Raw genomic sequence first — 13,448 nt, 5'->3', positions numbered from 1 at the left:
CCTCCGCGCCTCCGTCTCGCACACGCGCCTATCCTGGAACGGTGCCTACCGACAACAGCCGCCTCGACGCCCTCCCCGAGCTCCTGGCCGGCCGTCGCCTGGCAGTTCTGACAGGCGCCGGCATCTCCACCGACTCCGGAATCCCGGACTACCGCGGACCTGATTCACCCCCGCGCAATCCGATGACGTTCCAGCAGTTCATCGGCGATCCGGCGTTTCGGCGGCACTACTGGGCGCGCAACCACATCGGCTGGCGATACATGGACAGCTCCCGCCCCAACCAGGGCCACCGGGCCGTCGCGGCACTGGAACGAACAGGGCGAGCCGTCGGCGTGATCACCCAGAACGTCGACCTCCTGCACACCAAGGCCGGCGCGCGAAACGTCATCGACCTCCACGGCACCTACGCGCAGGTTCGATGCCTGAGCTGCCAGCGGCTGATCTCCCGCACCACTCTCGCGGAGAGGCTGGAAGAAGCCAATCCCGGATTCGCCGAAACAGTCGCTGCTGCAACAGGAGTCGAAATCGCACCCGACGCAGATGCCGTGATCGAATCCACCGCACACTTTCGCGTCGTGGATTGCGCCGTGTGCGGTGGCTTACTCAAACCGGACATCGTCTACTTCGGCGAATCCGTCCCCAAGGAACGCGTCGCCCGTGCATACAGCCTTGTCGACCAATCCGACGCACTGTTGGTAGCCGGGTCGTCGTTGACCGTGATGTCCGGCCTACGTTTCGTCCGGCATACCGCCAAGGCCGGGAAGCCGATCGCCATCGTCAATCGAGGCACGACTCGCGGCGACGAATTCGCCGACCTCAAGCTCGAAGTCGGTTGCGCTGAAGCACTTTCCGCCCTCGTTGAGCACGAAAGCTACAGCGCCACCAAGTCGTCCGCGTGAACCACAGGACGCTGCATGTCGGCCGGCAGATCGGTGGTGGAGCGCCCCAGGATCTCCTCGATCTCCGCAGCGTCGAACGCAACGACACCCCGGGCGACGGGCTTCTCCCCCGGCCCCATCAGGGACACGACGTCGCCGGCGTGGAAGTCACCGGATACACCGACGATGCCAGCGGACAGAAGGCTTCGACGCTTGGACACGACCGCGCGGACGGCGCCTTCGTCGAGGTGGAGGTCACCCGATGTGTCAGCGGCGTGACGAACCCAGAATCGGCGTGCCGACAATCGCGTCGGCCGCGGCGCAAATGCCGTTCCGACATCGGCACCACTGAGTGCCTGCGCAGCGTCCGATGCTGCCGCGAGCAGAACCGGCACGCCGGAATCAGCGGCCAGGCGTGCTGCTGAGAGCTTCGACGCCATGCCTCCGGTACCGAGGGCGCCACCCGAACCGGCAACCACACCGTCGAGATCCTCGGGACTGTTGACCTCGGGAATCAGTGTGGCATCGCCCTTTCGGGGATCCCCGTCGTACAGTCCGTCCACATCCGACAACAGGATCAACGCGTCGGCGCCGACCAGATGAGCAACCAGTGCAGCCAGCCGATCGTTGTCACCGAATCGAAGTTCGGTGGTGGCAACGGTGTCGTTCTCGTTCACGATCGCCACCGCGTGCAATGCCCGTAGACGATCGAGTGTCCGTTGGGCGTTGCGGTGCTGCGTCCGTCGAGCGATGTCGTCAGCCGTGAGTAGAACCTGCCCGACGGTACGCCCGTAACGGGCGAACGACGTACCCCAGGCGTGAGCCAGAGCCAACTGACCGACGCTGGCCGCAGCCTGCTTGGTCGCGAGATCCCGCGGTCGCTTGGTCAGTCCCAGCGGCGCCAGTCCGGCGCCGACGGCACCGGACGAGACGACGACGACATCGGAACCCGCACGCATGCGAGCCTCGATGGCATCGGCCAACAGATCGAGTCGGTGAGTATCGAGTCCCGCCACCAGACTGGTGAGCGCAGACGACCCGATCTTCACGACGATACTGTGAGCCGACGCTATCGACTCCCTGGTGGACCCGAGCACAGTCCCGTTCCCTCTCTTCGGTTTTCGTCCTGAAATCGCGTGGGTCAGGCGTCTTCGTCGAGCAAGCCGCGGCGGACACGACGCGCGTGCTTGCGCTCGTCCGCGCCGATGCGCTCCACCTGATCGAGACGCGGGTCGGTTCCACGGCCCGTGCGGGTCAGATCGATACCGGCCGGCGTCATCGGCTCCCACTCGAAGCTGACGTCACCGATGGTGACGGAAGCTCCTGGCTGAGCGCCCTTCTTGACCAATGCGTCCTCGACGCCCAATCGAGCAAGACGGTCGGCGAGGTAACCAACGGCCTCGTCGTTGTCGAAGGCGGTCTGACGAATCCACCGCTCCGGGCGGGTGCCTCGGACGACGAACCCACCGGGAATATCGGGATCCTTCTCGATGGTGAAGCTGGAATCCTTGACCTTGACCGGGCGAATGACCTGGCGCTTCGGCTCGGGCTTCGGATGAGCTTCGCGGTAGTCGCGGACCATCTTCGCCAGCGCGAATGTCAACGGTCGCAATCCTTCTCGGCTCACCGCCGAGATGGTGAAGACCGGCCATCCGCGAGCTTCGATCTCAGGCGTGACCATTTCGGCCAATTCGGCGGCCTCGGGAACGTCGGTCTTGTTGAGGATGACGACGCGCGGGCGCTTGTCGAGGTCACCGAGTCCCGAATCGCCGGAGAGCGCAGGCGTGTACGCAGCCAGCTCTGCTTCCAGGGCGTCGATGTCGGAGATCGGGTCACGTCCCGGATCGAGGGTGGCGCAGTCGATCACGTGCGCCAATACGGCGCAGCGTTCGATGTGGCGCAGGAAGTCCAGGCCCAAACCGCGGCCTTCGCTGGCACCGGGGATCAGCCCGGGCACGTCGGCGACGGTGAAGGTGGTGTCGCCGCTCGAGACGACGCCGAGGTTGGGGACCAGAGTGGTGAAGGGGTAGTCGGCGATCTTCGGCTTGGCCGCAGAGAGAACGGACACAAGCGAAGACTTACCGGCGGAGGGGAATCCGAGCAGACCGACGTCGGCTACCGACTTGAGTTCGAGAACCAGGTCACGCTCGACACCGTCCTCACCGAGGAGTGCGAAACCGGGAGCTTTGCGGGCTTTCGAGGCGAGTGCTGCGTTGCCGAGTCCGCCGCGGCCGCCCTGAGCGGCGTCGAAGCGTGAACCGACTCCCACGAGGTCGGCAAGCACGTTGCCGTCGGTATCGAGAACCACAGTTCCATCCGGAACCTTGAGGATGAGGTCTTCACCGTTTGCACCCTCGCGGTTACTGCCGGCGCCCTGCTTGCCGTTGGTCGCCTTCGCGTTGGGATGGAAGTGAAAGTCGAGGAGGGTGTGGATGTTCTCGTCGACCACGAGGATGACGTCGCCACCGCGACCTCCGTTGGCACCGTCCGGACCGCCGAGCGGTTTGAACTTCTCGCGGTGTACGGAGGCGCAACCATTGCCGCCTTTTCCAGCGCTGACGTGCAGCACAACACGGTCAATGAATCGGGACATGACTGCCGGATCCTTCCTCAGTCAATTGCGGGTCTCACGCGATGAGCTGAACTTCTGGTGAGCAGGGTTGCTCGGGGCAAAACGGGTACTGCTTAAACAAACGATAGGGGCGGACCGGGTTATTTCAACCCTGGTCCGCCCCTATCGGGAGCTTGGAACGCGTCACTCTCTTACCGAAAGCAGAACCGGCTTACCGAAGTAGAACCGATGACGCACAACTAGCGAGAAAGACTAGACCTCAGCCGCAACAACGGCCGGAACGATGTTCACGGTCTTGCGTCCACGCTTCTGGCCGAACTCGACTGCGCCGGCAGCGAGAGCGAACAGGGTGTCGTCGCCGCCACGGCCGACGTTGACGCCGGGGTGGAAGTGCGTGCCGCGCTGGCGAACCAGGATTTCGCCTGCGCTGACCGACTGGCCGCCGAAGCGCTTCACGCCGAGGCGCTGGGCGTTTGAATCGCGACCGTTACGGGAGCTGGATGCACCCTTCTTATGTGCCATGCTATTGACCCTCCTCGGGTGAAATTAGCTAGAAAGAACTGGTTACTTGATGCCCGTGACCTTGAGCACCGTGATCGGCTGCCTGTGGCCCTGACGCTTGTGGTAACCGGTCTTGTTCTTGAACTTGTGGATGCGGATCTTCGGGCCCTTGGTGTGCTCGACGATCTCACTGGTGACTGCGACCTTGGCCAGCTTGGCCGCGTCGGTGGTCAGGTCAGATCCGTCGACCACGAGAACGGGAGCAAGCGAGACAGCAGTGCCGGGCTCACCCTCGATCTTCTCGACCTTGACGAGGTCACCAACAGCGACCTTGTACTGCTTTCCGCCGGTCTTGACGATCGCGTACGTTGCCATCGGAGGGCTACCCCTTGCTTCTTCGAACTTGCTCGCGCTGCTGCCTGAGGCTTCAAATGCATCGCGACTGGTCTGGTTTATGTCACCTCGGCTCGGCACTGACGTACCGGGACATTCACGCGCACTCTAGGCACACGGAATCTCTACCGCCGGGTGGCGACCCTCCAAGGTTACGGGAAAGCAACCGTCAGGGTCAAACCGCCCCGCCGAGGGGTGGTGCTTACTACTCTGTACTGCTTCTACCAGCTGAAACTTCGGATAGCGGTTGGATGTCCTCGCTCATCGCGAAGTCATCCAACCGACCGAAAGCCAGTAGTTCTTACTCTCCGTCTACCGGAGGACCTGCGGGACGTGCTGCTGCACGCCTGCGACGGGGTCTCTTGACGACGACAACTTCTTCCTCAGCCGGAACTTCGGTGGCCGGAGCCGGAACGTTTTCCGCGACCGCGTCCACCACGGGTTCCGGAGTCGGAATCACGAAGACCGTGCCCACCTCGGGAGCTGCCTCGGCAACCGGTGCCGACGCTGCCCGCGACGCCCGGCGACTACGCCGACGACCGCGCGGAGCTGCTTCGGTCGAAGCTGCGGCCGACTCGTTGTCCACTGCGGATACTTCTTCCGCAGCAGAGTCCACAACAGGAACGTCATGGTGCTCAGCAGCAGCGGGAGTATGTATCGGCCGATCTTGTTGCCGATCGGCACTTTTGGATGCATCGTCCCCCGAAGACACACCGGCGGAATCAGACTCGGTCGAGTCGGCCGCGACGGTCTCGTCGTCGTCGTGGTGATGCGAGGCCATCGCCAATGCCACCGGATGAGCCCGCTTGACCGTCGCGTCGACGGCCGGAACCTCCGGCGCCGGAGCTTCCTGTCCGTTGGACTCGGTCGAAGCCGACTTGTCTCCGCGGCCACGCTTGTTCTTGCGCGAGGTACCGGAATCACTGCGCTGCGAGCCCGAACGCGATCCTCCGTCGTCCGAGGACTTCACCTCGACGGGCTCGGAATGGACGATGATGCCGCGGCCGTGGCAGTGCTCACAGGTGGTCGAGAAGGCCTCGACCAATCCGGTGCCCAACTTCTTGCGCGTCATCTGCACGAGCCCGAGTGACGTGACCTCCGACACCTGATGGCGCGTGCGATCGCGACCCAGGCATTCGGTGAGCCGACGCAGGACCAGGTCCCGGTTCGATTCGAGAACCATGTCGATGAAGTCGACGACGATCATTCCGCCGATGTCCCGCAGGCGCATCTGGCGAACGATCTCCTCGGCCGCTTCGAGGTTGTTACGGGTGACGGTCTCTTCGAGGTTTCCGCCGGCTCCGGTGAACTTGCCGGTGTTGACGTCGACGACGGTCATGGCCTCGGTGCGGTCGATCACCAGGGTGCCGCCGGACGGCAGCCACACCTTGCGATCGAGTGCCTTGGCCAACTGCTCGTCGATACGGCGAGCCGCGAAGACGTCGATACCGTTGTTCGGCGTGTACTTCTCGAGCCGCGGAAGCAGGTCGGGCGCAACGGAGTTGATGTAGTTCTCGACCGTCGTGTGCGCCTTCTCGCCCTCGATGACCAGCTTGGAGAAGTCCTCGTTGAACAGATCACGAATGACCTTGACCAGCATGTCAGGCTCTTCGTACAGCGCCTGCGGGTTGCCGGACTTACCGGTGTCCGCAGCCGCAGCCTGCTCCTCGATGCCGGCCCACTGAGCCTGCAGACGAGTCACGTCGCGCGCCAACTCTTCTTCGCTGACGCCCTCGGACGCCGTGCGAATGATCACGCCCGCGTCGGCGGGCACGATGTCGCGCAAGATTTCCTTGAGACGCTTGCGCTCGGTGTCCGGAAGCTTGCGGCTGATACCCGTGGACGTACCACCGGGCACGTAGACGAGGAAACGACCGGCAAGCGAAATCTGTGTGGTCAGTCGAGCACCCTTGTGACCGACCGGATCCTTGCTGACCTGAACGAGCACCTGATCGCCCGGCTTGAGGGCCTGCTCGATCTTGCGCGAGTTGCCACCGAGACCGGCGGCCTCCCAGTTCACCTCACCGGCGTAGAGAACACCGTTGCGGCCACGCCCGATGTCGATGAACGCAGCTTCCATGCTGGGGAGCACGTTCTGGACACGTCCGAGGTACACGTTGCCGACCATCGACGCGGACGCCGAGTTGGTGACGAAGTGCTCGACCAGCACTCCGTCTTCGAGGACTGCTACCTGTGTAGTCGCATGCGGCTGACCGCTGTCTGCCCGATCGCGCACGACCATGACGCGATCGACGGCCTCACGACGCGCGAGGAACTCCGACTCGGTCAGGATCGGTGGGCGACGTCGGCCGGCGTCACGACCGTCGCGGCGACGCTGGCGCTTCGCTTCCAGACGTGTCGAACCACTGATGCCCTGGACCTCGTCCTTGACGCGGGTCTTGTTGCGAGGTTCGCGCTCGTGAACGACGGTGTTCGGCGGATCGTCCTCGGACGTCGCAGTCGCGTCGGTGGCGCCGTCGGTGCCGGTCTTGCGACGACGACGACGGCGGCGACGGCGGCTCGATCCGTCGGCATCGAGTTCGGAATCGTCGGCATTCTCGGAATCCGCATCAGCGGTGGACTCGGACTTATCACCGGATTCTTCGCCGGCAGCGTCGTCGGTTTGCTTCTCGACTGCCGCAGGGGCAGATTCCTGCTCCGATTCGGTAGCGGTATCCGACTCTTCGTCCGAACCCTGCTCACCACCCTGTTCACCGCGACCACGTCCACGTCCACGGCGTCCACGACGACGGCGACGCGGCTGATCGTCGTCCTCGTCCTCGGACTCGGCGCTCTCGCCCTCGGTTTGCGGTGCGGTCACAGCCGGCTCTTCGACGGCAGGAACTGCAACCGGCGCTGCCTCGGGAACGACGGTTTCGGCTTCCGCGGTTGTCTGCTTCTCTTCGACGACCGCCGGTGCAGCAGGCTCGCGGCGTGCGCGACGGCGACGCGGAGCTACCTCGGCGGCTTCGAGATCCGGCTGCAGGAACAGCGGGACCTGCGGCGCGGCGGGAGCCACCTCGGGCTGATGGGTCTGCGGCGCCTCGAAGGAAGTGAACAGATCGGACTGCTCGGCTTCCTTGCTCTGCAGCGCAGCAGCGGCGTCGAGTCCAGCGCTGATCTCGGCGACAGCCGGATCCACTGCTTCTTCTGCTGCAGGTTCTTCGACGACGACCTTTTTGCGGGTGCGACGAGCCCTGACAGGCTTCTCGGCCGGAGCCTCTGCAACAGGAGCCTCCACGGGAGCTTCTGCAGCAGGCTCCTCGACAACAGGCGCCTCGACAACCGGGTCGATGAGGGTGTCGAGCTCGGCGACGACGGGCTCGATGGCCTCGGCCGCGGAAGCCAACGAGGCATGAATCCGCTGAGCGACGTCACGGTGGAGACTCGACTGCGCGCTGCGCAATTCGGTACCGAGCGCTGCGGCTTCGGCAAGGACCTGCTTGCTGGTGACGCCGAGCAACTTCGCCAGCGCGTGTACGCGCATCTTGTCGGGAAATTCCGGGGTGGTGCTGGAATCTGATTCGGTTGGGGATTGATCGGCCACGTAAGTCTCCTCAGCCCCCGGGCGCGTCCAACCCAGAAGTCGAGTTGTCACGCGGCCACGCGGGAGCGTGCTGTGTGTACTCGCACTCAGAAGTGAGTACGAGATTGTAAGGTCTCGCTCCGCATGGTCCGCAATGCCCGTTATTCACTGCGAGCACATGAAGTGCCTGGCTGGATGGCCGTTGTCCTGTGCGCGAGCGCCTGATCATCCAGCGTGCAGAGGTCCAGGGATTTCCTGTTGACCTGGAGCAGCGATGAAAGGGCATCGAACCTAGGTGTCATCCGGTTGAACGTGCGTAAAACAAATTGCGGTTCAACTGAAAGCAGTATCCCACACCAACGCGCCTGCAACTGCAAAGGGCGCACCGATGTGGGATACGTGCCGAGAATTCGCTGTGGAGATGTGGGCCGAAGGCCCGTTCATGTGGGCCAGAGGCCTGATCGGAGATTCAGATGGACGACAGCGCGGGGAACCACAGAGCGATTTCACGCTCTGCCGACTCCACGGAGTCGCTGCCGTGAACGAGGTTCTGCTGCGCTTCGAGTCCGAAGTCGCCGCGGATCGTACCCGGAAGAGCCTTGTCGACCGGGTCGGTTCCGCCGGCCAACTGACGGAAAGCAGCGATGGCTCGGGGGCCTTCGAGCACTGCGGCCACCAGCGGACCGGAGGTGATGAACTCCAACAAGCTCGGGTAGAACGGACGCTCGGCGTGTTCTGCGTAGTGGCTACCAGCCACCTCTTCGGAAGCTACGCGGAGGTCGAGTGCTGCAATTGTCAGGCCTTTGCGCTCGATACGGCTGAGGATTTCTCCTACGTATCCACGGGCAACGGCGTCGGGCTTGATCAGTACGAGGGTGCGCTCAGTCACAGCGGACAGCCTAAATGGTCAGTCCCGCTGACCGGGAAGCAGGCCCTTGTCCATCCGGCGCTTGATGTCTCTCTGCAGGTAGACGAGGTATCCCCAGACGATCCCGAAGGTGATCGCCACACCGGCGATCGACGGGTGGACGAAGAAACCGAACAGAAGGATCACCTGCAGCGCGACGTTGAACCCCATCGCCCACGGCTTGCCCTGGATGCCCGCACCCAGAATCATCAGTACCGCCAACCCGATGATGAATCCCGCGGAGGCCGCGGTGAGGCCTCCGCCGACGACCGCGACAACCGGCAAAGCCAGCAGCACGACGATCGCCTCGAGGATCAGGGTTCCGGCCATCACTCCGCGGAAGCTTTTCCACGGGTCCTTGGTCGGCGGCCCGAATTCGCCGGCAGTGTCTCCGGGCTCGTGGTCTCCGGACTCGGGATTGGCATCTGACGGGGTACTCACGCGGGGTCCTTTCCGAACAGCGTGCGGGCGGCGCCTGCGGTCACGACGGATCCCGTCACCACCACACCCGCCCCTGATACGGCCTCACCGGGTTCGGCGACCTGCTCGGCGATTTCGATCGCGACTTCCAAGGCGTCGGCAAGCACCGGCGCAACGACGACGCGCTCGTCGCCGAACTTCGCGACGGCGATGTTCGCCAGTTCTTCGACGTCCATCGCCCGGGGTGACCCGTTGTGGGTGACGACGATCTCGTCGAAGACGGATTCGAATGCAGTCAAGATGGCGTCGACGTCCTTGTCCGCCATGACGCTGACCACTCCCACGAGCTTGCGGAAGTCGAACTCGGCGGCCAGTGCGGCCGCGAGAGCGCGAGCACCGTCTGGATTGTGGGCGGCGTCGAGAAAGACCGTCGGCGCACTCCGAACACGTTCGAGGCGACCGGGATTGACGACCGAGGCGAACCCGTTGCGGATTGCATCCTGATCCAGTTGTCGATCCGGACCGGCACCGAAGAACGCTTCTACGGCAGCGAGCGCGAGCGCGGCGTTGCGCGCCTGATGCTCACCGTGAAGGGGGAGGAAGATGTCGGTGTACACACCGCTCAAGCCTTGAAGTTCGAGCTGCTGTCCGCCCACCGCGATCTGGCGAGCAAGCACCTTGAACTCCGAGCCTTCACGAGCGACCGCGGCCTCCACCTCGACAGCACGCCGCAGCAATACCTCCATGACTTCGGGAGTCTGCTCGGCGATGATCGCGACGGTGTCCACCGGAACCAGGTCCTCGCGGCCCTTCTTGATGATCCCGGCCTTCTCCTCCGCGATCCCGGCCAGGTCGGTGCCCAAGTACTCGGCGTGATCGAGGCTGATCGGGGTGATCACCGCAACCTGCCCGTCGATCACGTTGGTGGCGTCCCAGCGTCCGCCGAGGCCGACCTCGACCACGGCGACGTCGACCGGCGCCTCCGCGAAGGCCGCATAGGCCATGGCGGTGAGCACTTCGAACTTGCTCATCGCCGGTCCCCCGGCTTCCTCCGACTGTGCGTCGATCATCTGCACGTACGGCTCGATCTCGCGGAACGTGTCCACGTAGAGCCGCGGCGAGATCGGATGACCGTCGATGCTGATCCGCTCGGTCGCGATCTGCAGATGAGGGCTGGTGGTTCGCCCGGTGCGACGATGCAGAGCAGTCATCAACGAATCGATCATGCGCGTCACCGACGTCTTACCGTTGGTTCCCGTGACGTGCACCGACGGATAGTTGTGCTGAGGCGAGCCCAGGACATCCATGAGCGCCTCGATGCGAGTCAGTGACGGCTCGATCTTGGTCTCGGGCCAACGCTTGTCGAGTTCTGCTTCCACCAGCGCCAGTTCGGCGATGTCGACCGGAGTCGGAACCGAACTCTGAGCGTCGAATTGGGACGGCTCGTACGAACTCACTTGTCGGCCAACTCCTTCAGACGTCCCGTGATGCGCTCGATCTCTTCGACGGCGATCTGGCGACGTGTCTTGATCTTGTCGACGACGGCGTCGGGCGCCTTCGCCAGGAAGGCCTCGTTCGCCAGCTTGTTGTCAGCGGTGACGAGCTCCTTCTGCGCTGCCGCGAGGTCCTTTTCGAGCCGCTTCTTCTCCGCGCCGAGGTCGATGGTGCCCGAGGTGTCGATGTCGACAGTGACGGTGCCCTGGCTCAGGCGCACCTCGACGGAGATCGACGCGGTGAATCCCTCTTCGGGTTCGGTCAGCTTGGCCAGCGCCGCCACGTAGGCGAACTGGCCGTCCATGCCGGCCTCCGAGAGCCCGGACGCACGAGCCGGGACCTTCTGGGAAGGCTTGAGTCCCTGATCGTTTCGGAATCGTCGCACCTCGGTGATCAGCTTCTGCGTGTCTTCGATCCTGGTTGCGGCCTGGGCGTCGACTGCCTCACCGGACAACACGGGCCATTCGGCGACGACCACGGACTCGCCGCCGGTGAGCACCTTCCACAGGGTTTCGGTCACGAACGGAATGACCGGGTGCAGGAGGCGGAGCAGTGCATCGAGAACGTTGCCGAGCACGGCGCGGGTGTTCACGGCGACGGCCTCGTCGGCGGCGAACTGCACCTTGGCGAGTTCGAGGTACCAGTCACAGACCTCGTCCCACGCGAAGTGGAACAGGCCTTCGCACGCCTTGCTGAACTCGTAGCGATCGAATGCGGCGTCCGCCTCGGCCTGGACCGTGTCGAGACGGTCGAGGATCCAACGATCGGCGTCGGTCAGTTCGCTTCGAGCGGGCAGCGGCGCGGGAGCAGCGCCGTTCATCAGAGCGAACTTGGTCGCGTTGAACAACTTGGTCGCGAAGTTGCGCGAGGACTGCGCCGAATCCTCACCGACGGACAGGTCGCTGCCCGGGTTGGCGCCGCGTGCAAGTGTGAATCGCAGGGCGTCGGCGCCGAAACGATCGACCCAGTCGAGTGGGTCGATACCGTTGCCGCGAGACTTCGACATCTTCTTGCCGTACTGATCGCGGACCAGTCCGTGCAGGAACACGTCCTTGAACGGCATCTGCGCGCCGGACTTACCCGGACCGGCGGTGATCGACTCGTCCTCGGACACGTAGGTGCCGAACATCATCATGCGGGCGACCCAGAAGAACAGGATGTCGTAGCCGGTGACGAGAACACTGGTGGGATAGAACTTTTCGAGTTCGGGCGTGTTGTCCGGCCAGCCCATCGTCGAGAAGGGCCACAGTCCGGAGGAGAACCAGGTATCGAGGACGTCGGGATCCTGGACCCAGCCTTCCGGCGCCGTTTCGTCAGGACCGAAGCACGCAACTTCACCCTCGGGGCCGTACCAGACCGGAATGCGGTGACCCCACCAGAGTTGACGGGAAATGCACCAGTCATGCATGTTGTCGACCCAGTCGAACCAGCGTGGCTCCTGGCTCGCCGGGTGAATGACGGTGTCCCCGTTGCGAACCGCGTCACCCGCAGCCTTGGCGAGCGTCTCGACCTTGACCCACCACTGCAACGAGAGACGAGGCTCGATGGCCTCGCCACTGCGCTCGGAGTGCCCGACGCTGTGCAGGTACGGGCGCTTCTCGGCGACGACGCGTCCCTGCTCGGCGAGAGCTTCGCGAACCTTGACGCGAGCCTCGAAGCGGTCCATTCCGTCGAATTCGGTTCCGGTGTCGGCAATCTTGCCGGTCTTGTCCATGATTGTGGGCATCGGCAGGTTGTGCCGCAGGCCCATCTCGAAGTCGTTGGGATCGTGAGCCGGCGTGATCTTCACAGCGCCGGTTCCGAACTCGGGGTCGACGTAGTCGTCGGCGATGATCGGGATCTGACGCCCGGTGAACGGATGATCGAGAGAGGTGCCGATGAGGTGCTTGTAGCGCTCGTCCTCGGGATGGACCGCTACTGCGGTGTCACCGAGCATCGTCTCGACGCGAGTGGTCGCGACGATGACGTGCGGCTCGTTGTCGTCGAGCGAGCCGTAGCGCAGGGAAACCAGCTCACCCTCGACGTCCTCGAACTTCACCTCGATGTCGGAGATCGCGGTCTGCAGCACCGGCGACCAGTTCACGAGACGCTCGGCGCGGTAGATCAGGCCCTCGTCGAACATGCGCTTGAAGACGGTCTGGACGGCGCGGGAGAGGCCCTCGTCCATCGTGAAACGATCACGACTCCAGTCGACGCCGTCACCGATGCGCCGCATCTGGCCACCGATGGTTCCACCGGATTCGCGCTTCCAGTCCCAGACCTTGTCGATGAACAGCTCGCGGCCGAAATCTTCCTTGGTCTTTCCGTCGGCAGCGAGTTGCTTCTCGACGACGGACTGCGTGGCGATACCGGCGTGGTCCATGCCTGGCAGCCACAGCACCTCGTAGCCCTGCATCCGCTTGCGACGGCTGAGCACGTCCATGAGGGTGTGATCCAGGGCATGGCCCATGTGCAGGCTGCCGGTGACGTTCGGGGGCGGCAGCACGATGGAGTAGCCGGGCTTGTCGCTGGTCGCGTCGGCCTGGAAGTACCCGGCGTCTACCCAGCCTTGATACAGATCGGCCTCTACCGCGCTGGGGTCCCAGCTCTTGGGTAGGGCGTCGGCGGGGGTCTGGGGGTTCTCTGGAGCTGCACTGGTCACCACTTGATCCTAATGACTCCCCCGTCGTGAACGAATTCGCCCGTCGGCCGCCGCAGCGCACACGAACGACTGCCCCGCAGTCCGGGGTCAGCCGAACAAACGATATTCACCGATCC

At 64.1% G+C, this 13,448-nt stretch carries 10 protein-coding genes; 1 reads left to right on the top strand and 9 read right to left on the bottom strand.

Annotation, left to right across the window (positions count from 1 at the left end; genetic code table 11):
- Positions 1 to 41: 41 nt before the first annotated feature.
- Positions 42 to 899, top strand: a complete 858-nt coding sequence (locus ATN37_RS18845) for an NAD-dependent protein deacetylase (protein WP_218695492.1) — start codon at positions 42 to 44, stop codon at positions 897 to 899.
- Here the strand turns inward: ATN37_RS18845 and proB are convergent.
- The 9 genes from proB to ATN37_RS18800 all read right to left on the bottom strand — a co-directional run bounded on the left by proB (position 872) and on the right by ATN37_RS18800 (position 13,332).
- A complete protein-coding gene (gene proB / locus ATN37_RS18840; RefSeq protein WP_003944552.1) occupies positions 872 to 1,975 on the bottom strand; it encodes a glutamate 5-kinase in 1,104 nt (367 codons plus the stop codon). The two genes, ATN37_RS18845 and proB, sit on opposite strands and share 28 nt — an antisense overlap.
- A gap of 44 nt (positions 1,976 to 2,019) precedes the next feature.
- Positions 2,020 to 3,471: a GTPase ObgE gene (gene obgE, locus ATN37_RS18835; protein ID WP_003944579.1), complete on the bottom strand. Its 1,452-nt coding sequence runs from the start codon at positions 3,469 to 3,471 to the stop codon at positions 2,020 to 2,022.
- Positions 3,472 to 3,702: 231 nt separating this feature from the next.
- Positions 3,703 to 3,972: a 50S ribosomal protein L27 gene (rpmA, locus tag ATN37_RS18830; protein ID WP_003944532.1), complete on the bottom strand. Its 270-nt coding sequence runs from the start codon at positions 3,970 to 3,972 to the stop codon at positions 3,703 to 3,705.
- 42 nt (positions 3,973 to 4,014) lie between these two features.
- Positions 4,015 to 4,326 carry a 50S ribosomal protein L21 gene (gene rplU, locus ATN37_RS18825; protein WP_003944533.1) on the bottom strand — a complete coding sequence of 104 codons (312 nt, stop codon included), beginning with the start codon at positions 4,324 to 4,326 and terminating at the stop codon, positions 4,015 to 4,017.
- Positions 4,327 to 4,645: 319 nt separating this feature from the next.
- On the bottom strand, positions 4,646 to 7,891 hold the full coding sequence (locus ATN37_RS18820; RefSeq protein ID WP_218695491.1) for a translation initiation factor IF-2 N-terminal domain-containing protein: 3,246 nt from the start codon (positions 7,889 to 7,891) through the stop codon (positions 4,646 to 4,648).
- 448 nt (positions 7,892 to 8,339) lie between these two features.
- Positions 8,340 to 8,759: a nucleoside-diphosphate kinase gene (gene ndk, locus ATN37_RS18815; RefSeq protein WP_003944527.1), complete on the bottom strand. Its 420-nt coding sequence runs from the start codon at positions 8,757 to 8,759 to the stop codon at positions 8,340 to 8,342.
- Between the two features lie 18 nt (positions 8,760 to 8,777).
- Positions 8,778 to 9,218 carry a DUF4233 domain-containing protein gene (locus ATN37_RS18810; RefSeq protein WP_003944448.1) on the bottom strand — a complete coding sequence of 147 codons (441 nt, stop codon included), beginning with the start codon at positions 9,216 to 9,218 and terminating at the stop codon, positions 8,778 to 8,780.
- Positions 9,215 to 10,654, bottom strand: a complete 1,440-nt coding sequence (locus ATN37_RS18805; RefSeq protein WP_007730993.1) for a folylpolyglutamate synthase/dihydrofolate synthase family protein — start codon at positions 10,652 to 10,654, stop codon at positions 9,215 to 9,217. The genes ATN37_RS18810 and ATN37_RS18805 overlap by 4 nt, the downstream gene beginning before the upstream one ends.
- Positions 10,651 to 13,332, bottom strand: coding sequence for a valine--tRNA ligase (locus tag ATN37_RS18800; RefSeq protein ID WP_218695490.1), 2,682 nt, complete (start codon positions 13,330 to 13,332; stop codon positions 10,651 to 10,653). Before ATN37_RS18800 ends, ATN37_RS18805 begins: the two co-directional genes overlap by 4 nt.
- Positions 13,333 to 13,448 lie beyond the last annotated feature (116 nt).

The organism is Rhodococcus sp. MH15 (assembly GCF_019266045.1).
Classification (GTDB): Bacteria; Actinomycetota; Actinomycetes; order Mycobacteriales; family Mycobacteriaceae; genus Rhodococcus_F; species Rhodococcus_F qingshengii.
Note: the sequence above shows the minus strand (reverse complement) of the source record. Positions and strands in the feature narration are given on the sequence as shown.

What these genes read in the sequence shown, in the direction of transcription:
- rplU (WP_003944533.1), bottom strand. Translation starts at nt 4,326, where the DNA reads ATGGCAACGTACGCGATCGTCAAGACCGGCGGAAAGCAGTACAAGGTC.
- rpmA (WP_003944532.1), bottom strand. Translation starts at nt 3,972, where the DNA reads ATGGCACATAAGAAGGGTGCATCCAGCTCCCGTAACGGTCGCGATTCA.
- obgE (WP_003944579.1), bottom strand. Translation starts at nt 3,471, where the DNA reads ATGTCCCGATTCATTGACCGTGTTGTGCTGCACGTCAGCGCTGGAAAA.